The following is a 22,272-nucleotide window of genomic DNA, read 5'->3' on the forward strand; positions in this document are numbered from 1 at the left end:
CGGCCGCCCCGGAGGCCCCGGCAGCGTCGACCCCGGCGCCCGCGGCACAGCGTCCGGGTCCCCGGCCCGGTCCGGCTCCGGCGGCGCCCGCAGCTCCGGCTGCCCCGGCCGCCCCCGCGGCGCCGGCCGCCTCGGCCGCACCGTCCGACGCGCGTCCCGGTCCGCGTCCGGGCCCCAAGCCCGCTCCGCGCGCGCCGCGGGTCGGTAACAACCCGTTCTCATCGCAGGCACCGGTCGAACGGCCGGCTCCGCGGCCGGCCGCCGGTCCCGGCGGACCCCGTCCGGGTCCCGGCCCCGGTGGTCCGCGTCCGGGTGCGCCGCGCCCCGGTGCTGCCTCACCCGGCAACATGCCGCCCCGCCCGCCCGGTGCCCGTCCCGGTGCGACCGGCCGTCCCGGCGGTCCGCGTCCCGGACCCGGCGGTCGTCCTGCGCCCGGTGGTCGTCCCGGCGGTGGCGGCGGCGGTAACTACCGCGGTGGCGGCGCCGGAGCAGGCGCCGGTGGCGGCGGCGGTGCGGCCGGCGGTTTCCGTGGTCGTCCCGGTGGTGGCGGCGGCGGTGGCCGTCCCGGCCAGCGCGGCGGTGCCGCAGGTGCCTTCGGTCGTCCCGGTGGCGCTCCGCGTCGTGGCCGTAAGAGCAAGCGCGCGAAAAGGGCCGAATACGAGAACATGCAGGCCCCGGTCGTCGGTGGTGTGCGGTTGCCGCACGGCAACGGCGAGACCATCCGGCTGGCCCGCGGTGCCTCGCTGAGCGATTTCGCCGACAAGATCAACGCCAACCCGGCCGCGCTGGTGCAGGCGCTGTTCAACCTCGGCGAGATGGTGACCGCCACCCAGTCGGTGGGGGATGAGACCCTCGAGCTGCTGGGCAGCGAGATGAACTACGTCGTGCAGGTCGTGTCCCCGGAGGACGAGGACCGCGAGCTGCTCGAATCCTTCGACCTCACCTACGGCGAGGACGAGGGCACCGAGGAGGACCTTGAGTCCCGCCCGCCGGTGGTCACCGTCATGGGTCACGTCGACCACGGCAAGACCCGCCTGCTGGACACCATCCGCAAGGCCAATGTCCGCGAGGGCGAGGCCGGCGGTATCACCCAGCACATCGGTGCCTACCAGGTCGCCGTCGAGCACGACGGTGCCGAGCGACTCATCACCTTCATCGACACCCCCGGTCACGAGGCGTTCACCGCCATGCGTGCCCGCGGCGCGAAGGCCACCGATATCGCGATCCTGGTGGTCGCCGCCGACGACGGCGTGATGCCGCAGACGGTCGAGGCGATCAACCACGCCCAGGCCGCCGATGTGCCGATCGTGGTGGCGGTCAACAAGATCGACAAGGAGGGTGCGGATCCGCAGAAGATCCGGGCTCAGCTCACCGAGTACAACCTGGTGGCCGAGGACTACGGCGGCGACACCATGTTCGTCGACATCTCGGCCAAGAACGGGATCGGCATCCAGTCGCTGGAAGAAGCGGTCCTGCTGACCGCGGATGCGGCGCTGGACCTGCGGGCCAACCCGGACATGGAGGCCCAGGGTGTGGCCATCGAGGCGCACCTGGACCGCGGTCGCGGCCCGGTGGCGACCGTGCTGATCCAGCGCGGCACCCTGCGGGTGGGCGACTCGATCGTGGCCGGCGACGCCTACGGGCGCGTCCGTCGCATGGTCGACGAGCACGGCGAGGACGTCGAGGAGGCACTGCCCTCGCGTCCGGTGCAGGTCATCGGCTTCACGTCGGTGCCCGGTGCCGGTGACAACCTGCTGGTCGTCGACGAGGACCGCATCGCCCGCCAGATCGCCGACCGGCGCAGCGCGCGCAAGCGCAACGCCCTGGCCGCGCGCAGCCGCAAGCGGATCAGCCTGGAGGACCTGGATTCGGCGCTGAAGGAAACCAGCCAGCTGAACCTGATCCTGAAGGGCGACAACGCCGGTACCGTCGAGGCGCTGGAAGAGGCCTTGATGAACATCGAGATCGACGACGAGGTGCAGCTGCGCGTCATCGACCGCGGTGTCGGTGGCGTCACCGAGACCAACGTCAACCTGGCCTCGGCCTCGGACGCCATCATCATCGGCTTCAACGTGCGCGCCGAGGGCAAGGCCACCGAGTTGGCCAACCGCGACGGGGTGGAGATCCGGTACTACTCGATCATCTACCAGGCCATCGATGAGATCGAGAGCGCCCTCAAGGGCATGCTCAAGCCGGTCTACGAGGAGAAGGAGCTCGGCCGCGCCGAGATCCGCGCCATCTTCCGCAGCTCGAAGGTCGGCAACATCGCGGGTTGCCTCGTGCAGTCGGGCATCATGCGGCGTAACGCCAAGGCCCGCCTGCTGCGTGACAACGTCGTGGTCGCCGAGAACCTCACCATCTCCTCGCTCAAGCGGGAGAAGGATGACGCCACCGAGGTGCGCGAGGGTTACGAATGCGGTCTGACGCTGACGTACTCCGACATCAAGGAAGGCGACGTCATCGAGACCTACGAGCTGGTCGAGAAGGCGCGGACCTAGCGATGGCTGATCCAGCACGCGCACGCCGGCTGGCCAAGCGCATCGGCACGGTCGTGGCGTCAGCCATCGAGTTCGAGATCAAGGATCCCCCGCTGGCCTTCGTGACCGTCACGGACACGAAGGTCACCGGGGACCTGCATGACGCCACCGTGTACTACACGGTTCGCGGGGCGACGTTGCAGGACGAACCCGATTTCGACGCGGCCGCTGCGGCGCTGGACCGGGCGCGGGGCATTCTGCGCAGCAAGGTCGGTGCCGCCACCGGTGTGCGCTTCACCCCGACGCTGTCCTTCGTGCTCGACAAGGTGCCCGAGGTCTCGGCGCACATGGAGGCGCTGCTGGCCAAGGCGCGCGAGGCCGACGCCGATCTGGCCCGTATCCGCGAGGGTGCGGTGCCGGCAGGCGACGCCGACCCGTACCGGGTCCCGCGCGACGATGACGACGAGGACGACGACCCTCGTTCGGACTGAAAACGCACCACATCTGACGACAACGCTTCCCGCTTCGACACCGTTCGAGGCGGGAAGCGTTGTCTTGTCGTGCCGGTGATGCTCGGCGTCGCTTCGCCGGATGGGTGCAGGCAACGTCGCCGCCCTGACGTTACAGCAAATAAGTGGCAAAATCGGTCATCAGTTTTCCGGAAATGTCGATTTTGCCGAATCGGCCGTTATCTGGTGTATAGAGTCCTTCGCTAGTTCGGCACGCTGCCGGACATAAGTGCAAGTTCAAGCACTTTCTAGCGATCTGGGGGATTGCTGATGAGTCCGTTCGGCCTGCCGGAAATCGATCTCGAAGAGGCGGCCGCACGCCGCCCCGACGGACGAAATGCACGACCACGCCGCTCCGGGGCAAAACATGCGCAGGTCAGGGCGACGCCGAGCCCGGCGAACTACATCGGACGGGTGGGCGCGCTGGCGGTCGCGCTGGGAATCGGCGCGGCGATCACCGGCTGGGCGCCCACAGCGCTGGCTGATCCCACCGGAGGTGGCGCGACCTCGGGCGGCGCGGGTTCCTCCTCGGCGGACCCTGCGCCCGGCGGCGCCGAAGCTCCGGGTGACGGGAACGCTGCCGGTGACGCGTCGGAGAGGCCGACGGCGTCGGCAGGCGCGCCGAGCAGCGGCACCCCGGCGGGCGGCCGCCTGCCCGACGCCGGCCCGAAGGATGACGAACTGGCCGACGACCAGGACGGTGACGAACCCGACGCCGCGGACATCGCACTGGCGCAGGCCGAAAAGCGAGCCGGCGCGCGGCAGGCTCGCGCGGTACCGACGCCGTCGGTGCCGGGAAACACCAGCCCAACGATCGAACTCGAGCAGGCGGCCGGGGAGGTCACCGACCCCGTGGTGGTGGCCGCGGTGCCGAACCCGGCCCGCCGTGCCGCGACCACCGACACCGCCGACGAGGCGCCACTGGGATTGGTCGATGCCGCCGCGGTGCCGGTGCTGGCAGGTTCGTCGCCGGCACCGTTCCAGGTCTGGATCGGGCAGGTGCTGCTCATCGGCAACGGTACGGCTGCACATCCCAACGGCGGACTGCTGATCGGTAACGGTTACACGTGGACGGCGGCCACCTGTGTCGCGGTGATCTGTACCGGTGGCAACAGCGGTGTGCTGGGCAACGGCGGGGGCGGTTTCAACGGCGGCAACGGCGGGTCGGCCGGATGGTTCGGTAACGGCGGTGCCGGCGGAGCCGGTGTCGTCCTGTTCAACAGCGGCCGCGGTGGCGACGGGGGCTCCGGCGGACTGTTCTTCGGAACCGGCGGCACCGGTGGCGCGGGGGTGGACGTCGCGACCGGCACCGGCGGTGCGGGTGGCAACGGTGGCAACGCCGGTCTGCTGGCGGTCTTCGGGTCCGGTGGCCGCGGCGGCGCAGGTGGTGCGGGTGAGGACGGCGGAGTCGGCGGAACCGGTGGTGCCGGCGGACTGATCGGGCTGTTCGCCGCACCCGGGACCGGCGGTGTCGGCGGGACGGGCGCTCTCGACGGTGTCGGCGGTGCCGGCGGCGCGGGCGGCGACGCCGGTGTGCTCGGTCTGATCAGTGTGGGCGGGACCGGTGGTGTCGGCGGTGTCGGTGGCACCGGTGGAGTGGGCGGCGCGGGCGGCACCGGGGGACTCCTCGCCGGCGGTGGTGGCGCCGGTGGTGCCGGTGGCGAGGCCCTCGACGTGGCCGGCATCGGTGGTGCCGGCGGTCGCGGCGGCAATGTCGGTGCGCTGTCGTTGTTCGGTAACGGTGGCGCCGGTGGCGCCGGTGGTGCGGGAGCCGAAGGTGTTGCCGGAACCGCTGTTTCGGCGGCCGGTCCGGGTGGCATGGGTGGTGTCGGCGGCAACGGTGGCACTGCAAGCCTGATCATCGGACTCGGCGGACTGGCCGGTGTCGGCGGTCGCGGCGGTCGAGGCGGTACCGGCTTCGCCGGCTCCGAGACGGTGGCCGCCGGCGCCGGCGGTGCGGGCGGCCGCGGTGGCGCCGGTGGTACCGGTGGCAGCGGCCGGTTGTTGTTCGTGGTCAACACCGACGCCGGATTCGGCGCCGGTGGTGCCGGCGGAACGGGCGGCACCGGTGGCAGTTTCGGGCCCGGCGCCCTCGGCGGAGCGGGGGGCGCCGGGGGTGCCGGGGGCGCCGCGACGGCAACCGCAGCCGGTCTTGGTGGTGGCGGCGGTGGCGGTGGCGGCGGTGCGACGGTGCGCGCCACCAACACCGGTGTCGTCGCCGCGAGCACCGCGCTCGGTGGTGCCGGTGGTGCCGGCGCCGACGCGGCCGCCGGTGTCGGCGGGACCGGCGGTGATGCCGCCGTCCGGGCCGACGGGGCGGGCAGCAATGTGAGCTCCGCGGTCGCCACCGGCGGCACGGGCGGGTCGGCCACCGGGACGGGCACGGGCGGTGCCGGTGGCGCGGCCGTCGTTGCCGCCGGCCCGGGTGGCGTGGTGACCGGCACCGCCACCGGCGGTGCCGGCGGCGCCGGTATCGACGGTGGCACCGGCGGTAAGGGTGGCTACTCCGAGGTCACCGCCGGTCTGCAGGGCGGAACCGGCGGCTTTGCGTCCGGCACGGGTTCCGGCGGTGCCGGCGGTGACGCGACCGGGGCCGGCAGCGTCGGCGGAAACGGTGGCAGCGGCAATGTACAGGCCGGTTTCGTCCGGCCCGACATCGGCGGCAACGACGGCACCGCCACCGGTGCCGGAACCGGCGGTGCGGGCGGCGACGCCACCGGTGGGGGAACCGGCGGCAACGGCGGCACCGGCAGCGTGGTGGCCGGCGGGATCGGTGCCGTGGCCGGCGGTCAGGGGATCGGCGGTAGCGGCGGCAGCGGTCTGGCCGGCGGCATCGGCGGCAACGGCAGCGCCGGGCAGGTGGGCGCCTTCGCCGCCGGAGCGACCGCCACCGGCACCGGCCGCAGCGGCGACGGTGGTGACGCGACCGGGGCCGGCAGCGTCGGCGGCAACGGCACCATCGGCAACATCCAGGCCTTCGGGATCAACAGTGCGGCCGGCGGCACCGCCACCGGTGGCGACGGCGGTGCGGCCGCGGCCGGTGGTCGTGGCGGCACCGGTGGGCAGGGCCGGATCGTCGCGAACGCGACCGGCAGCATCGCCACCGACAACACCGCCACCGGCGGGGCAGGCGGCGACGCCACCGACGGAGCCAACCATGCGACGGCCCTCGGCGGGCAGGCCTACGTCTTCGCCGGCACGTTCGGCGTGCCCGGCAGCGCGGGCGTCATCACCGGCAGCAGCGCCGTCGGTGGCGATGCGACCGTCCTCAACGGCGGGATCGCCCAGATCACCGCGGTCAACGGCACGGTCGTCGACAGCAGTGCGACGGGCGCCGACGGTGGAGCCGGTGGGCTGGGCGGCAATGCCACGGTCAACGCGGCCGATGGTGGCACCATCGCCGACAGCGACGCGGTCGGTGGCGCCAACAGTGCCACCGCCGCCGGGGGCAGCGCCACCGTCAGCGCCGTGGGCAGCGGCAGTTCGGTCACCGACGCGGCGGCGACCGGTGGTGACGCCGGCAGCGGAGATGCGGCCGGCGGGACCGGCGGGGCCGGGGGAACGGCCACCGTGTCGGCCACCGCCGGCGGCGCCGTCCTCGGTGCGGTGGCGGCCGGTGGCGACGGCGGTGCCGGCAGCAACGGCGGTACTGGCGGGGCCGGCGGCAACGGTGCGGTCATCGCGCAGCGTGCGGGCAGCACGGCGGCGGGCACGGCGACAGGCGGTGCCGGTGGCACCGCAGACGGTGCCGGCAGCGTCGGTGGTGCCGGGGCCAACGGCACCGTGCAGACCGGCCTCACCGCGGGTATCGGGGCCGACACCGAGGCGACCGGTACCGCGATCGGTGGTGCCGGCGGTGCTGCGACGACCGGGGGCCGGGGCGGTGCCGGTGGATTCGCCACTGTGATCGCCTCCGGCACCGGGTCCACTGCGACCGGCAGCGCCTTCGGTGGCGCCGGGGGTGCGGGCTCCGCGGGTGGCACCGGCGGGGCAGGTGCGCGGGCGCAGATCACCGCGCAGGGCAACGGGTCCACGGCCGGTGGCATCGTCACCGCCGGTGCGGGCGGCAGCGGTGTCGGCGCCACGGGCGGGGCGGGCGGCCAAGCCGTCATCGGTTCGGGGCAGAGCTCGGGGGCCGGCCTGAACAGCATCGCCCAGGGCGTCGCCACCGGTGGGGCGGGCGGGGACGGCGCGAACGGCGTTACCGGCGGCAGCGGCGGTGGCTCCAGCATCACCGCACGGCAGACCAACGATGCCATTACCGGCGGCGTCGCCAGCGGTTCCGCGGGGGTCGGTGCGGTCGCCGGCGCGGCGGCGAGCCTGAACACCGCCACGGGGTCGATCACCGACAGCTCGGCGATCGCCGGTGCATCCGGTGTCACCGGGGCCGCCGGCGGCCTCGGTGGTGTGGGCGGTGCCGCATCGGTGGAGGCCACCGGGGGCGGCGCGATCATCGACGCCGATGCCATCGGCGGTGCCGGCGGCGCGGGTGACAGTGGCGCCGGTGGTGCCGGCGGACAGGGTCAGGTCCGCGCGGCGGGCAGCGGGTTCGTGACCCGTGCCGGGGCCGCGACCGGCGGTGACGGCGGCGCCGGTGGTGCCGCGGGAACGGGCGGGGCCGTCGGCGGCAGCGGTGGCGCCGGTGGTGTGGCGAGCATCCGGCACAGCAACGGCGTCAGCGGCACGGGCGGCGACGGCGGCGACGGTGGAGCCGGCAGCACCTACGTCAGCGCCGTCCTCACCGGTGCCGGCGGTGCCGGCGGGGTGGGTGGCGCATCGATCAACACCGGCGGCACCGGCGGGCCGGGCGGCGCCGGCGGTGCTGGTCAGGCCGACGGCACCCCCGGAATCAACGGTCAACCCGGGGCGCCCACCACGTAATCCGGGGCCACAGCGCCCTCGGACCAACCAGAGGTCCCGCACACGCCGAGTGTGCGGGACCTTTGCGGTCCGGGTGGGTACCGGTGCCGGCATCGGGCACGGACCCGTACCGTGGTCACGGAGGTGGGGGTGACGGGGGAACAGAGGCGTACTGACACCGAGGACAACGATGACGGCGATCGATCCGATGACTGACACGGCCACCGTGGGCTCCCGCGTCGACGCGGACGGGGCCGCTGCCGTGCTGAGCCGCGCCGACACCATCGTCATCATCGCGCACGTCTATCCCGACGCCGACACCGTCGGTGCCGGACTGGCGCTGGCGCAGGTGGCTGCGGCGGCGGGCAAGGATGTCCAGGTCAGCTTCGCCGCCCCGGACGACCTGCCCGAATCGCTGGCCACCCTGCCCGGTGTGCACCTGCTCGTCGCGCCGGGCGAGGTGCGTCGCGACCCGGACCTGGTCGTCACCGTCGACATCCCGTCGGTGCACCGGCTCGGCAGTCTCAGCGAGCTCGCTCTCGGTGCGCGGGCGGTCCTGGTGATCGACCACCACGCATCCAACACGCTCTTCGGGACCGCGAACTTCGTGGATCCCAAAGCGGATTCGACCACCATGCTGGTCGCCGACCTAATGGACGCGTGGGACAAGCCGATCGACGAACCGGTGGCGCACTGCCTGTACGCCGGGTTGACCACCGACACCGGGTCGTTCCGGTGGGCCAGCGCCCGGGCACACCGACTGGCCTCCCGGCTGCTCGAGATCGGGGTGGACAACGCCGCGATCAGTCGTGACCTGATGGACACCCACCCGTTCGCATGGCTGCCGATGTTGTCGCGAGTGCTGGGTTCGGCCCGGCTGGTCGACGACGCCGCCGCCGGGCGCGGGCTGGTGTATGCCGTCGTCGACCACCAGGAATGGGCCATGGCGCGCCCCGAGGAGGTGGAGAGCATCGTCGACATCGTGCGCACCACCGCCCAGGCCGAGGTCGCGGCGGTGTTCAAGGAGATCGAGCCGCGGCACTGGTCGGTGTCGATGCGTTCGAAGTCCTTCGACGTCTCGGCGGTGGCCGGCGGTTTCGGTGGCGGTGGGCACCGCAAGGCGGCCGGATACTCGGCGACCGGTACGGCCGGCGACGTGATCGCAGCCCTGCAGGCCGCTCTTGGCTGACGAGCCGGTCACCGCCCGGCGCATCGCCGGGCTGGCGCTGCCCGCACTGGGAGTGCTTGCCGCCGAACCCCTTTACCTGTTGTTCGACCTGGCGGTGGTGGGACGGTTGGGCGCCCTGAGCCTGGCCGGCCTGGCCATCGGCGGACTGGTGATCTCGCTGGTCGCCTCGCAGGGGACGTTCCTGTCCTACGGCACGACCGCGCGCTCGGCACGCTTCTTCGGTGCCGGCGATCGGGCCGACGCGGTGCGTGAGGGTGTGCAGGCCACCTGGCTGGCCGTCGGGCTGGGGCTGCTGATCGTGGCGGTGGTGCAGGTCTTCGCCCACCCCCTGCTCGCGGTGCTCGCCGACGGCGGTGATCTGGCGGCCGAGACACTGCCATGGTTGCGGATCGCGATCTGCGGCGCTCCGGCACTGCTGATCTCGTTGGCGGGCAACGGCTGGATGCGCGGTGTGCAGGACACCGTCCGACCGCTGCGTTATGTGGTGTTCGGGTTCGCCGTGTCGGCGGTACTGTGCCCGCTGCTGGTGTTCGGTTGGCTCGGCTTGCCGCGATGGGAACTCGCAGGGTCGGCGGTGGCGAACCTGGTCGGGCAATGGCTGGCGGCGCTGCTGTTCTGCCGTGCACTGCTGGCCGAGAAGGTGCCGCTGCGCGCAGAACCCCGGGTGCTCGGCGCCCAGTTGTCGATGGGCCGCGACCTACTGGTGCGTTCGCTGGCGTTCCAGGCCTGCTTCGTGTCCGCGGCGGCGGTGGCCGCCCGGTTCGGCGCGGCATCGGTGGCCGCCCACCAGGTGGTGCTGCAGCTGTGGAGTTTCCTTGCCCTGGTGCTGGATTCGCTGGCGATCGCCGCCCAGTCACTGGTCGGCGCGGCGCTGGGCGGCGGACAGTTGACCCACGCGAAGTCGGTGGCCACCCGCGTCACCGTCTTCTCCACCGCGGCCGCGGCGGTCTTCGCGCTACTCTTCGCCGCCGGTTCGCAGGTGATCCCGCGGCTGTTCACCACCGACCGGGCGGTGCTCGATCAGATCGGCGTGCCCTGGTGGTTCCTGGTCGGCCAGCTCGTCGTCGCCGGAATCGTCTTCGCGCTCGACGGGGTGCTGCTGGGCGCCGGGGATGCCCGGTTCATGCGCAATGCCACCGTGTGCAGCGCGCTCATCGGCTTCCTGCCGCTGATCTGGCTGTCGCTGGTCTTCGGATGGGGCCTGGCCGGCATCTGGTCGGGGCTGTCGTTGTTCATGGTGCTGCGGCTGGTGTTCGTCGGCTGGCGCACCCTCTCGGGCCGCTGGCTGGTGGCCGGCACCACCCGCTGACGCCGCGGTGCGGGCGCGTGCCACTGGTACGTGCACGCCCGCACCGCGGTGTCGATGGCTGCTCAGGCTCCCAGCGTGCGCTGGATGTCGCCCTTCATGGCGTTGAGCTGGCCGCCCCAGTAGCCCCAGCCGTGCGTGCCGTTGGGCGGGAAGTTGAAGGTGCCGTTGGCGCCGCCCGCGCTCTCGTACTGGCGCTGGAAGTTCTTGTTGCTGTCCAGCGTGATGGTCTCCAGTACCTGCCCGGCCACGTCACCGCCGCCGCCGAGCTCACCGGGCCGGCCGGTACCGCAGTACACCCAGATCCGGGTGCCGTTGGCGACCAGCTTGCCGACGTTGACAGTCGGGTCGTTGCGTCGCCAGGCCGGGCCGCCCCCCAGGCCCCACATGTTGACCGCGTTGAACCCGCCGGCGTCGGCCATGGCGAAGGTGACCAGCAGCGGCCACAGGCCCTGCGACAGGTTCAGATAGCCCGACAGCGAGGCCGCGTAGCTGAACTGGCCGGGGTGGTAGGCGGCCATGGTCAGCGCCGCACTGCCCGACATCGACAGGCCGACAACGGCGTTGCCGCTCGGCGAGATGCCCTTGTTGGCGGCCAGGTAGTTCGGCAGCTCGGAGGTCAGGAAGGTCTCCCACTGGTAGTTGTAGGTCTGGCCGTTGCCGACCGCGGGCCCCTGCCAGTTGGTGTAGAAGCTCGACATGCCGCCGACCGGCATGACGACCGAGACACCGGATTCGAAAAAGGTCTCGAACGCCGCGGTCTCGATGTCCCAGCCGCTGTTGTCGTCGCGGGCGCGCAGGCCGTCGAGCAGATACACCGCGCGCGGGCCGCCGCCCTGGAAACGGACCGGGATGTCGCGACCCATGGCGGCCGAGGGAACCATCAACGTCTCGACCGGCAGGCCGGGGCGCGAGAACGCCGAGGCGGTGCCCGGTTGGATCAGCCCGACCAGCAGTAGCGCGCTGAGCAGGCCGGTCAGCAGCCGGCGGGTGGGTGTGGACACGTTCTTCATCGAGATCTTCCCGTCCTTGATCAGGGCGAGCCCCCCGAGGCGCGCATCGTTCATCGCTCAATACGTCGTCGTGTGAGCACATTTCGTTACGCCGATGAGTTCTCTGTCGGCGAACGGTCGGTATGGGTATGCGCTCACTGATCATCACGCAGAACATCACCCTGGACGGTTCGATCGAGATGCTGGCGGACTGGTTCGACCCGCAGGCTCAGGACGGGGAATTGACCGCTGAACTGCACCGACAGGACGCCACGGCGGATGCGGTGCTGCTGGGACGGCAGACCTTCGAGGACTTCCGCGGCTTCTGGCCCGCGCAGCGCGACGACAGCACCGGCGTGACCGATTACCTGAACACGGTGCACAAGTATGTGGTGTCCGCCACCATGACCGACCCGGCCTGGCAGAACTCCACCGTGCTGGCCGGCGACCCGGTCGAGCAGGTCCGTGCGCTCAAGGCGACCGACGGGGGCGACATCGTGGTCACCGGCAGCATCACGCTGTGCCACGCCCTGATCGCCGCCGATCTGGTGGACGAGTTCCGGCTGTTCAGCTATCCGTTCGTGCAGGGCGGGGGTCGCCGGTTGTTCCCCGACGGCGCGGCGATCTCCGGTTTCGCCCCGGCCGCCGCACCGATGCGTTTTCCCTGCGGCGTGGTGCTGGTGCGCTGGGGCCGGATACTCGAACGCCCGACGCGCTGAGCACGTCGGGCGTCGGGGAGGGGCGGCGGGGAGGGGATCGTCAGTCTGCGGCGCTGGTGCTGCCCAGCAGATCACGCACCCGGTTGGCCACCTTGATGAACTCCGGACGTTCCATGGTCTCGGCGTACTGCCGTTCGGCGGGCAGGTCGACGTCGAGGGTCTCGATAATGCGACCCGGCCGGGGGCTCATCACCACGACGCGGTTGGCCAGGTACACCGCCTCGGCCACCGAGTGCGTCACCAGCACCACCGTGGTGCCGGTCTCCCGCCAGATCCGGTGCAGTTCGACGTTCATCTTCTCGCGGGTCAGTGCGTCCAGTGCGCCGAAGGGCTCGTCCATCAGCAGCACGCCGGGCTGGTGCAGCAGCGCCCGGCACAGCGAGACACGTTGCTGCATACCGCCGGAGAGCTCGTGGGGCAGCGCGTTCTCGAATCCGCTGAGCCCGGTCATCTCGATCAGGTAGTCGCAGCGCGACTGCGCCTCCTTGCGGGGCATGCCCCGCATCTCGGCCTGCAGCAGGATGTTGCGCCGTACCGAACGCCATTCCAGCAGCGCGGCCCGCTGGAAGACGTACCCGATCTCGCGCTGCGGCCCCTTGACCTGCTTACCGCGCAGCCGGACGTCTCCGGAGGTGGCGTTGGTGAGGCCGGCCACCACCTTCAGCAGGGTCGACTTGCCGCAGCCCGAGGGCCCGGCGATGGAGACGAATTCCCCTTCGGCGACCGACAGGTCGACGTTGTCGACGGCGGTCACGGTGGACCGCTTCGAGGAGAACGTGACGGTCAGCTTGTCGATGGAGATGGCGTCTGAGGTCACGGTGGTCCTCGGTGCGGTGATCGTTGCGGAGGTCATGATCGGGCGCTCCCTATTGTCCCGCGGCGGCGGGCACGAACGACGATGCCCAGTAGTCGGCCGGGGCCTTGTTGGTCTTGAGCAGGCCGGCCTCGTTCAGGGTGGCGATGGTCGAGGTCCAGTCCTGCTCGGCGTTGGTGCCGGGAACCTTGCCGGTGGTGGCCGGGGTGTTCAGCAGCGGGATGGTCTCCTGCCACTGCTGCAGCAGCACGTTCTCCGGCGGGGTCTGCGGATCGACGCCGACCATGGCCTTGGCCGCGGCCTCGGGATCGTTCTTGGCCGCCTCGTAGGACTCGCTGACCGCGTCGAGCATCGACTGCACCAGCTCCGGATTGTCACCGATGGTGGAGTTGTGGGTGATCAGCCCGTTGCTGTAGAAGTTCAGCCCGGCGTCGGAGTAGCGGAAGTAGCGCATCTCGCGGCCGCTCTTGTTGGCGATGGTGGGGCCCTGGTCGTGGGCGAACCCGATCAGTCCGTCGACGCGGCCGGCCATCAGTGCGGCCATCTTGCCGGCCGAGTCCAGGTTCTGCTCCTGCACCGCGCCCGGCTCCAGACCGACATCGGCCAGGAACATCGGGAAGGTGGTGGTGGGGGCATCGCCGGCGGACACGGCGATGGTGCGCCCGGCCAGGTCGGCGGGCTCCTCGATCCCGGAGTCGGCGAACACCTGCACCGCCGACGGCGTGGTCTGCAGGAACACCCCGACGCTCTTGATGTCGACGCCCTGGTCGATGTTGCTCAACACCGCGGCGGTGTCCGACCAGCCGAAGTCGACCTGCTTGCCGCCGACCGCCTGAGCGGTGCGGGTCGAACCCTGGCCCGGGTCGATGGTCAGGTCGATACCGTGCTTGGCGAAGATGCCCTCTTTGACCCCGTGGTAGAGCGGGGCATGTTCGCCGTAGGGGTACCAGTTGAGCATTAGCGTCACCGGGGTGCTGCCCTCGCCGCCCTCGGCGGCCGAATTGTTCTGGCCCGCACCGCCACCGCCGCAGGCTGCGAGGGTGAGCATGGCGGTGGTCGCGGCGATCGCGCCGGCGGCGCGGCGATTGAGTGAAAACATTCGGGTCTCCTGTTTCAGGGGTGGGGTCAGACGGCCGCGGTCGAGGCGGAGGTGGAGGTACGCCGGGAGGCGTGCCAGGGGATGAGCAGCTTCTCGGCGATCTCGATGATCGCGAAGAGCACGATCCCGAGAATCGACATGATGATCAGGGCGGCGAAAAGCATTGCGGTATCCAGGCTTCCGTTGGCCTGCAGGATCACATAACCCAGACCCTCATTGGCGCCCACGAATTCGCCGACCACCGCACCGGTGACCGCCAGCGTGGCGGCGACCTTCAGGCCGGACATCAGCTGCGGCAGCGAGGCGGGGAAGCGGACCTTCATGAAGGTCTTGAATCGGCTGGCGCCCATGGTGGAGGTCAGCTCCAGGATCTCGGGGTCCACCGAGCGCAGTCCGGCCAGTCCGGAGATCACGATGGGGAAGAACGCCATCAGCACGGCGACCAGGATCTTGGGGGAGGGGCCGAAGCCCAGCCAGACGATGAACAGCGGCGCGATCGCGATTTTCGGGATCACCTGGGCGAACAGGATCAGCGGGTAGACGGTCTTCTCGAAGCTGGTGGAGTAGATCATCATGACCGCGACGAAGACGCCGACGACTGCGGCGATGATGAAGCCGATCACGGTTTCCCAGGTGGTCACCCAGGTGTTGGCAGCCAGGTAGGCGGCGTTCTGCTGGGTGGCCGCCCAGGTGTCGGCCGGGGAGGGCAGGATGTAGGGCGCGACCAGTTCGGCCTCGGTGACTGCCCACCAGCCGGCCAGCAGTGCGAGTACCAGCACGATCGGGCGCCAGGTGTTGGCCAGGGTGCGTCGTGGTGAGAATGACCCGCGCGCCCGGGCGGGCTTTCTGGTGGATTCTGCCCGCGTGCCGGGGTCCGGTGACTGGACGCGGGCCGATGCGGTTACCGCCATGGAATGTCCTCTAGTTCGCAGTGAACGGGGGTGACCCGTTGGGAATGCGCTTTCCGAAGCAATTCCGACACTAACGTGACGTGGCGCACACTGTCAACCGCGTCGTGGCGCGCGTCGCCCCTAACTGAGAATCAACTCAGTTTGGTGCTGTCGCGCAGCACGATCCGCCCCGGGATCCGCTCGCGCAGATCATCGGCATCGTCATGATTGCGCAGTGCCAGATCGACTGCGCGGGAACCGATCTCCTCCAGCGGTAGCACCACCGTGGTGAGGCTGGGGGTGTGGTCGCGCAGGGTCGGGATATCGTCGAACCCGGCCACGCAGATATCGCGCGGGACGCTCAGGCCCAACTCCCGCCACGCGGCGATGGCGCCGATGGCCATCACGTCGGTGACCGCGAAGACGCAGACCGGCGGCGCCGCGGCGCCGGGTTGCAGTTCCAGGGCGGCGGCCAGCCGGCGGGCGGCCGAGTGGCCACCGTCGCGATCGAAGTCGCCGGAGACCTCCACCAACGGTGTCAGCCCATGTCTGCCGAGCGCCTCGACGAAACCGTTGCGGCGGTCCACCGAGGTCCGGATGTTGCCCGGGCCACCGATCACCGCGAACTGCCGGTGCCCGGCGGCCACCAGGGCATCCGCCAATTCTGCTGAGGCAAAGTGGTTTTCGGGTTCGACGGCGCCGCCGAAGGCTAGTGGCTGCCCGATCACCACCACCCGGCCGCCGTTGGCGCGGTAGCGGCCGAACTCGGCTTCCAGTTCACGGTCGAGGTCACCGCTCTGCCGCGATCCGGCCAGCACGATGGCATCGGCGCGGTGGGCGATGAACGTGCTGACCGCCTCTCGCTCGATGTCGAAGTCGCGATCGGTGCCGGCCAGCAGCACCTGCTTGCGGGCGGCCCGCGCGGCGGCCTGCACCCCGCGGGCGATCGAGGAGAAGTACGGGTCGGCGATATCGTGCACGATCAGTCCGAGCAGGCCGGTGGACGCCCGGGCCAGGGCCTGGGCCTGGGCATTGGGCACATAGCCCAATTCGCGTGCGGCCGTACGCACTCTGTCGGCCACGCCCTCGCCGGGGACTCGATTGGAACCGTTGAGCACCCGTGATGCCGTCGCCTGCGATACACCCGCACGCATCGCCACGTCCTGCAGAGTCACCGCCGCCATGCCGTCCCGCCCTTTGCCGCCGGACCCCGGGGTTGACCGGAGCGTCCCGACAGCTTACCTTGGAAAGCGCATTCCGAAGTGCAGACGCCGCCGTCGCCCGCCTGGCGAGTTCGGCCGTGGCGTCGGGTCCGCACCCCTTTCACAGTCTCCTCAGACAAGGAATCTGCACATGTCTTCAGCTGAATCGACCGGCCGCCGCACCGTGCGCATCGCGATGAACGGTGTCACCGGGCGGATGGGCTATCGGCAGCACCTGCTGCGTTCGATCCTCCCGTTGCGCGACTCGGGGTTGCTGCTCGAGGACGGCACCCGGGTGGGCATCGAACCCATCCTGGTGGGCCGCAACGCCGACAAGCTCGCCGACCTGGCCGCCGAGCACGGAATCGAGTCCTGGACCACCGATGTCGCCTCCGTGATCGCCGATCCGACGGTGGACGTCTATTTCGACGCGCAGGTCACCTCGCGGCGCATGGAGGCCCTCTCCACCGCCATCAAGGCGGGCAAGCATGTCTACACCGAGAAGCCGACCGCCGAAACCCTCACCGAGGCAATCGAACTGGCACGCATGGCGGAGAACGCCGGAGTGGTGGCCGGCGTGGTGCACGACAAGCTGTACCTGCCCGGGCTGGTGAAGCTGCGCCGGCTCGTCGACGAGGGCTTCTTCGGCCGCATCCTGTCGATGCGCGGCGAGTTCGGCTACTGGGTCTTCGAGGGTGATCATCAGCCCGCCCAGCGGCCCAGCTGGAACTACCGCTCCCAGGACGGCGGCGGGATCACCGTCGACATGTTCTGCCACTGGAACTACGTGATGGAGGGCCTGCTCGGCACCGTCGAAGCCGTGACCGCACGCACCGTCACCCACATCCCCACCCGGTGGGACGAGCAGGGCAAGGCCTACGAGGCCACCGCCGATGACGCCGCCTACGGCATCTTCGAGATCGAGGGTGGTGTCATCGCCCAGATCAACTCGTCCTGGGCGGTCCGGGTGCACCGCGACGAACTGGTGGAATTCCAGATCGACGGTACGCACGGTTCGGCGGTCGCCGGTCTGCGGCAGTGCGTGGCCCAACAGCGCGCGCACACCCCCAAGCCGGTGTGGAACCCGGACCTGCCGGTCACCGAGAAGTTCCGCGACCAGTGGCTGGAGGTGCCGGCCAACGCCGATCTGGACAACGGGTTCAAGCTGCAGTGGGAGGAGTACCTGCGCGATGTGCTGGCCGGCCGCCCGCACCGGTTCGGTCTGCTCTCGGCCGCGCGCGGTGTGCAGCTGGCCGAACTGGGTCTGCAGAGTTCGGCCGAGGGTCGCCGCCTGAGCGTGCCGGAGATCGTGCTGTGACGGTGACGAGCGCGGGCACCGGGGTGGTGCTCAACCTGCCCGGGTACGGATCCCATGAGCTCACCGGTCCGGCCGCCTGGCGCCGGCCCACCGCGCCCATCACCTCCCGGATCGCCTATGCCGCAGCCCATGTGGTGCCGGCCATCGATGCCGATTGCACCCCCGGCGCGCCGGCGCAGCTGGACTGGGACGTCACCATGGCCTACCGGCACGAGCTGTGGTCCTACGGGCTCGGAGTCGCCGAGGCGATGGACACCGCCCAGCGCGGCATGGGTCTGGATTGGGCCGCCACCAGGGAACTGATCGCCCGCAGCGGCCGTGCGGCCGCCACCGTGGGCGGCCGGCTGGCCTGCGGCGCCGGTACCGATCAGCTCGACCTGGACCACCTCCCAGGTGGTTCGGCCGGACTGACCGTCGTCGCCGACGCCTACCGCGAGCAGATCGAGGTCGTCCGCGACGCCGGGGCCGAGGTCATCTTGATGGCCTCGCGGGCGCTGGCCCGTGTCGCGCAGTCGCCTGCGGACTACCTCGCGGTCTACGGCACGCTGCTCACCGAGGTCGACCGGCCGGTCATCCTGCACTGGCTGGGCGCGATGTTCGACCCCGCGTTGCGCGGATACTGGGGCGACACCGACATCGACGCGGCCACCGCCACCTTCCGCGAACTGCTGGGCTCCCACGCCGACAAGATCGACGGCGTGAAGGTCTCGCTGCTCGACGCGGCCCACGAGGTGGCGCTGCGCCGCGCCCTGCCCGCCGGCGTGCGGCTCTACACCGGTGACGATTTCAACTATCCGGAGCTCATCATCGGTGACGAGGACGGCCATTCCGATGCCCTGCTGGGAATCTTCGCCGCCATCTACCCGGCGGCCTCCACGGCGCTGCAGGAACTCGATGCCGGCAATACGGCCGCGGCACACGACATCCTGGAATCGACCCGGGCGTTGGGTCGGCACATCTTCGCCGCACCGACCTACTACTACAAGACCGGTATCGCCTTCCTGTCCTGGCTCAACGGGCATCAGCCCGGCTTCACGATGGTCAACGGTCTGACCGCAGGCCGCTCGGTCGGGCACCTGTGCGAGCTGTTCGTGCTCGCCGACCGGGCCGGTCTGCTCGACGATCCGCAGCTGGCCGCCGACCGGATGCGGACCTACCTGGCGCTGAACGGAATCGCGCGATGACCGATCCCTTCGGTCGGCTGTCGCTGAACACCATGACGACCAAATCCTGGACGCTGCGCCAGGCCGTCGAGGGCACAGCGGCCGCGGGTCTGCCGGCCATCGGCCTCTGGCGGGACCGGGTCGCCGAGACCGGGGTCGACGAGGCGGCGAAACTGGTCCGCGACAACGGCCTGCGGGTGTCCAGCCTGTGCCGGGGCGGCTTTCTCACCGGCCTCGACGATGGTGAGGCGGCGTTGGCGGACAACCGTCGCGCCATCGACGAGGCGGCAACCCTGGGCGCGCGCGAACTGGTGCTGGTGGCCGGTGGGGTGCCGGACCGGGATCTGACCGGCGCCCGGGCCCGCCTCGCCGACCGGATCGCGACGCTGGTGCCGTATGCCGCGCAGCGGGACGTACGGCTGGCCCTGGAACCGCTGCACCCGATGTTCTGCGCCGACCGCGCGGTGATCTCCACCCTGGGGCAGGCGCTGGAACTGGCCGCGCCGCACCCCGCCGAGGCGGTCGGCGTCGTCGTCGACACCTTCCACGTCTGGTGGGATCCCGAACTCGCACAACGGGTTGCCGATGCCGGGGCGCAGGGGCGGATCAGCTCCTACCAGATCTGTGACTGGCTGGTCCCGATGACACCGGACCCGTTGGTCTCGCGCGGCATGATGGGCGACGGTGTCATCGACTTCGGGGCCATCACCGCCCTGGTGTCGGCCGCCGGATACGCCGGAGACGTTGAGGTCGAGATCTTCAACGAGGCGGTGTGGGCCACCGACGGGCACGCCGTGCTGGAGACGATGAAGAGTCGATACCGCGACCTGGTGCTGCCCGCGCTGTGAGAATCCTGATCGCGCCGGACTCGTTCAAGGGCACCGCGACGGCGATCGAGGTCGCCGAGGCGCTGGCCGCGGGCTGGAAGGCGGTGCGCGGCAACGATGACATCAGCACATTGCCGCAGGCCGACGGCGGTGAGGGCACACTGAGCGCGGTCGCCGCCTCGGCTGCATGGCGCTGGCGCCAGACGGTGGTGGACGGCCCCGACGGCCGCCCGGTACTGGCCCGATGGTTGCTCGACGCCGGCGGTCCGCAGCCCCGCGCGCTGGTGGAGCTCGCCGAGTCCTCCGGTATCGCCCTGATGCCGCGACTGGATCCCTGGCGGGCCGACAGCCGCGGCCTCGGGCAGGTGATCGACGCCGCGCTGCGCGAAGGCGTCCGGTCCATTCAGGTCGGCCTCGGCGGTTCGGCAAGCACCGACGGTGGGGCCGGCGCACTGATGGCCCTAGGGCTCAAGGCATTCGATCGCCACGGAGTGCCGGTCGGTGCGGGTGCCCACGGGCTGCGCGAGGTTGACCGGGTCGAGGTGGACGGGCTGGCGCCGTTACCACCCGGCGGCGTCGAGATCCTGGTCGACACCGCGGCACCGCTGGCCGGCCCACGGGGTGCGGCAGCGGTGTTCGGGCCGCAGAAGGGCGCGCGGCCCGCCGATGTCGCGCGGCTGGATGACGGGCTGCTGCGCTGGTGCCGGGTACTACGAGCAGCCGGCCTGCACGCCGATCCGGACAGTCCGGGTGCCGGTGCGGCCGGCGGGGTGGGTTTCGGGCTGATGGCCTGGGGTGCCCGCGCGGTCTCGGGATCGGAGCGCATCGCGTCCATCACCGGGCTAAAAAGCCAACTGGCCCGGGCGGACCTGCTGCTCACCGGGGAGGGCCGATTCGACGGCACCTCCTGGACGGGCAAGCTGGTCGGGCATCTGCTGGCCGCTGCCGGGCAGGCCGGGGTACCGGCGGTGGTGGTGGCCGGCCAGGTCAGCGCCGGCGCCGGTGTACCGACGGTCTCGCTGTCGGAGTTGGCCGGCTCCCCGGATGCCGCGATGGCGGATCCGCGGCGCTGGCTGTACGCCGCCGGATCGGCTGTCGCCCGCCGATCCGACCGCTGACATCCGACCGATCACGGCCGGCGGGCCAATACTGTCCACCGTGAATCCTGTTCGCGCACGGTCACTTCGATAAGTCCGGCGGCCCGGCAGTGGTCGGCGAACGCCTCGGCCTGCGCCGTGGTCCAGCCGTGACCGGCAACGCCGGTGGCACCCGGCGGTGACACCCGCTCCACGGCCAGCAGCCGGCCGCCGTGCGCAAGCACGCGGACGGCCTCGGCCAGCCCCCGCGTCACATCGTGCCAATGGTGCACGGTCGATAGCGCCCAGACCACGGTGGCGGCGCCGTCGGGAACCGGCAGCGCCTCGGCGCAGCCCTGCGCCCAGACAATGCCCGCACGCCCACGCGTGGCAGCCCGTGCCAGCCTCAACATCACCGATGACGGGTCGATCCCGCTGACGCGGGCGCCACACCGGGCCGCCCGCCGGGCGGCCGTGCCGGGACCACAACCGATATCCACCACGTGGTCACCGGCCTCGACCCGGGCGGCTCGCACTGCCACCTGGGCATTACGTTTGCCGGTCAGCAGGAATAGCAACCCGAACACCGCGCCGGTCGGACCGGCGAATCCGGGGTGTTCGGCGTGATGGTTGACCGCTGGTGCGTCCTCACTCATGCCACGACCTTGCCGGTTCAAGCCGGCTTGAAGTCAAATGTCGAGATGGACCTGATCCCCATCGGTGCGGCGGCGGCCAGACTACAGATGCGCACGTCCGCCTTGCGCTATTACGACGAGCGCGGATTGGTGCGCCCGCGGCAGCGCCACGCCGGTCGGCGCATGTACGGACCGGTCGAGTTGCGACGGTTGGCGTTCCTCAAGATCGTGCATCAGCTGGGGTTGCCGCTGGATACCGCCGCCGCGGTACTCGACGAGCCGGCCGACCGCTGGCGCGCCGCGGTGCGCGACCAGATCACCCACCTAGACGAGGTGATCGCGCGGGCCCGCGACGCCCAGCAGTTCCTGACCCACGCGATGAACTGCCCGAGCGATCACCCCGCTCAGGACTGCCCGACGATGATGGGCGCGCTGGACCGCCTCGTCGACGGCGACAGCGTGGCGGCGCTGGCCGCCGAACACCGCGACGACTCAGTACCCTGAGCCAGACCCCTGGTCTCCCGCGGTCAGCAGCGCCCGCGACCCGGACACCCCGAGGCGGGTCGCTCCGGCGGCGATCATCTCGCGGGCCTGCGCCAGGGTGCGAACCCCGCCGGAGGCCTTCACCTGCAGGCCCGCCCCGGACACGGTGCGGTGCATCAACTCGACGGCGTGCACGCTGGCGCCGCCGGTCGGGTGAAATCCGGTGGAGGTCTTGACGAAATCGGCTCCGGCGTCGACCGCGGCCCGGCACACCCCGATGATCTCGTCGTCGGTGAGCGCCGCGGACTCGATGATCACCTTGAGCACCACCGGTGCGGGCGCGGCGGCGCGCACCGCGGTGATGTCGGCGTGGACGGCGTCGAAGTCGCCCGCCTTGGCGGCGCCGACATCGATCACCATGTCGATCTCGTCGGCGCCGTGGCCGATGGCCTCGGCGGCCTCGGCCGCCTTCACCGCCGAGGTGTGCTTACCGCTCGGAAAACCGCACACCACCGCCACTTTCAGATTGTCGGGCACGGTGATCGGCAGCATCGACGGGGAGACGCAGACCGAGTAGGTGCTCAGTTCGGCGGCCTCGGCCACCAGCGCGGCGACGTCGGCGGCGGTGGCCTCCGGTTTGAGCAGCGTGTGGTCGATCATCGCGGCGATATCGGCAGCGGTGGGTGCGGTAGGGGTGCTCATGTTTCCTTCGG

The 22,272-nt window shown here is 71.1% G+C and carries 18 protein-coding genes; 11 read left to right on the plus strand and 7 right to left on the minus strand.

Annotated features, from left to right (window positions below):
• From infB to BST17_RS15650, 5 genes are all read left to right on the plus strand, one after another.
• Window positions 1-2,498: translation initiation factor IF-2 (gene infB, locus BST17_RS15630; protein WP_109750167.1), on the plus strand; the 2,498-nt coding region annotated here is incomplete at its 5' end.
• A gap of 2 nt (window positions 2,499-2,500) precedes the next feature.
• Entirely contained in the window at window positions 2,501-2,968 is a 468-nt protein-coding gene (rbfA, locus tag BST17_RS15635) for a 30S ribosome-binding factor RbfA (protein ID WP_083059619.1), read from the plus strand.
• Window positions 2,969-3,256: 288 nt separating this feature from the next.
• The gene (locus BST17_RS29870; protein ID WP_165762287.1) at window positions 3,257-7,867 is read left to right on the plus strand and encodes a hypothetical protein; all 4,611 of its coding nucleotides are present in this window, start codon (window positions 3,257-3,259) and stop codon (window positions 7,865-7,867) included.
• Window positions 7,868-8,036: 169 nt separating this feature from the next.
• Window positions 8,037-9,035 (plus strand): DHH family phosphoesterase, encoded by a 999-nt coding sequence (locus BST17_RS15645; RefSeq protein ID WP_083059621.1) that lies wholly within the window; start codon window positions 8,037-8,039, stop codon window positions 9,033-9,035.
• The gene (locus BST17_RS15650) at window positions 9,028-10,344 is read left to right on the plus strand and encodes an MATE family efflux transporter (RefSeq protein ID WP_083059622.1); all 1,317 of its coding nucleotides are present in this window, start codon (window positions 9,028-9,030) and stop codon (window positions 10,342-10,344) included. The genes BST17_RS15645 and BST17_RS15650 overlap by 8 nt, the downstream gene beginning before the upstream one ends.
• A 62-nt stretch (window positions 10,345-10,406) precedes the next feature.
• Here BST17_RS15650 and BST17_RS15655 read toward each other — a convergent pair whose 3' ends face one another.
• The gene (locus BST17_RS15655; protein ID WP_083059860.1) at window positions 10,407-11,354 is read right to left on the minus strand and encodes an alpha/beta hydrolase; all 948 of its coding nucleotides are present in this window, start codon (window positions 11,352-11,354) and stop codon (window positions 10,407-10,409) included.
• A 128-nt stretch (window positions 11,355-11,482) separates the two neighbouring features.
• Between BST17_RS15655 and BST17_RS15660 the strand changes: the two genes are divergently transcribed.
• Complete coding sequence (locus BST17_RS15660) at window positions 11,483-12,052, plus strand: dihydrofolate reductase family protein (RefSeq protein WP_083059862.1); 570 nt, start codon at window positions 11,483-11,485, stop codon at window positions 12,050-12,052.
• 40 nt (window positions 12,053-12,092) lie between these two features.
• Here BST17_RS15660 and BST17_RS15665 read toward each other — a convergent pair whose 3' ends face one another.
• From BST17_RS15665 to BST17_RS15680, 4 genes are all read right to left on the minus strand, one after another.
• On the minus strand, window positions 12,093-12,905 hold the full coding sequence (locus BST17_RS15665; RefSeq protein ID WP_083059624.1) for an ABC transporter ATP-binding protein: 813 nt from the start codon (window positions 12,903-12,905) through the stop codon (window positions 12,093-12,095).
• Between the two features lie 13 nt (window positions 12,906-12,918).
• Window positions 12,919-13,965, minus strand: coding sequence for an ABC transporter substrate-binding protein (locus BST17_RS15670; protein ID WP_083059626.1), 1,047 nt, complete (start codon window positions 13,963-13,965; stop codon window positions 12,919-12,921).
• A gap of 26 nt (window positions 13,966-13,991) precedes the next feature.
• Window positions 13,992-14,876, minus strand: a complete 885-nt coding sequence (locus tag BST17_RS15675; protein ID WP_083059627.1) for an ABC transporter permease — start codon at window positions 14,874-14,876, stop codon at window positions 13,992-13,994.
• Window positions 14,877-15,007: 131 nt separating this feature from the next.
• Window positions 15,008-16,039, minus strand: a complete 1,032-nt coding sequence (locus BST17_RS15680) for a LacI family DNA-binding transcriptional regulator (RefSeq protein WP_083059629.1) — start codon at window positions 16,037-16,039, stop codon at window positions 15,008-15,010.
• Window positions 16,040-16,208: 169 nt separating this feature from the next.
• Between BST17_RS15680 and BST17_RS15685 the strand changes: the two genes are divergently transcribed.
• From BST17_RS15685 to BST17_RS15700, 4 genes are read left to right on the plus strand one after another with little or no spacing between them, the layout of a single operon-like run.
• Window positions 16,209-17,375 (plus strand): Gfo/Idh/MocA family protein, encoded by a 1,167-nt coding sequence (locus BST17_RS15685; RefSeq protein ID WP_083059630.1) that lies wholly within the window; start codon window positions 16,209-16,211, stop codon window positions 17,373-17,375.
• Window positions 17,376-17,377: 2 nt separating this feature from the next.
• Entirely contained in the window at window positions 17,378-18,559 is a 1,182-nt protein-coding gene (locus BST17_RS15690; protein ID WP_083059864.1) for a dihydrodipicolinate synthase family protein, read from the plus strand.
• On the plus strand, window positions 18,556-19,386 hold the full coding sequence (locus BST17_RS15695; RefSeq protein ID WP_083059632.1) for a sugar phosphate isomerase/epimerase family protein: 831 nt from the start codon (window positions 18,556-18,558) through the stop codon (window positions 19,384-19,386). The genes BST17_RS15690 and BST17_RS15695 overlap by 4 nt, the downstream gene beginning before the upstream one ends.
• Complete coding sequence (locus BST17_RS15700) at window positions 19,383-20,483, plus strand: glycerate kinase (protein WP_083059633.1); 1,101 nt, start codon at window positions 19,383-19,385, stop codon at window positions 20,481-20,483. The genes BST17_RS15695 and BST17_RS15700 overlap by 4 nt, the downstream gene beginning before the upstream one ends.
• A gap of 11 nt (window positions 20,484-20,494) precedes the next feature.
• Here the strand turns inward: BST17_RS15700 and BST17_RS15705 are convergent, their stop codons facing one another.
• Window positions 20,495-21,097: a class I SAM-dependent methyltransferase gene (locus BST17_RS15705; RefSeq protein ID WP_083059635.1), complete on the minus strand. Its 603-nt coding sequence runs from the start codon at window positions 21,095-21,097 to the stop codon at window positions 20,495-20,497.
• Window positions 21,098-21,142: 45 nt separating this feature from the next.
• On the opposite strand from BST17_RS15705, the gene BST17_RS15710 reads away from it, so the two are divergent.
• Entirely contained in the window at window positions 21,143-21,580 is a 438-nt protein-coding gene (locus BST17_RS15710; protein ID WP_083059637.1) for a MerR family transcriptional regulator, read from the plus strand.
• On the opposite strand, the gene deoC is transcribed toward BST17_RS15710, so the two are convergent.
• Window positions 21,569-22,261, minus strand: a complete 693-nt coding sequence (deoC, locus tag BST17_RS15715; RefSeq protein WP_109750160.1) for a deoxyribose-phosphate aldolase — start codon at window positions 22,259-22,261, stop codon at window positions 21,569-21,571. The two genes, BST17_RS15710 and deoC, sit on opposite strands and share 12 nt — an antisense overlap.
• Between the last annotated feature and the right edge of the window lie 11 nt (window positions 22,262-22,272).

Source organism: Mycolicibacterium bacteremicum (assembly GCF_002086115.1).
GTDB classification, from domain to species: domain Bacteria; phylum Actinomycetota; class Actinomycetes; order Mycobacteriales; family Mycobacteriaceae; genus Mycobacterium; species Mycobacterium bacteremicum.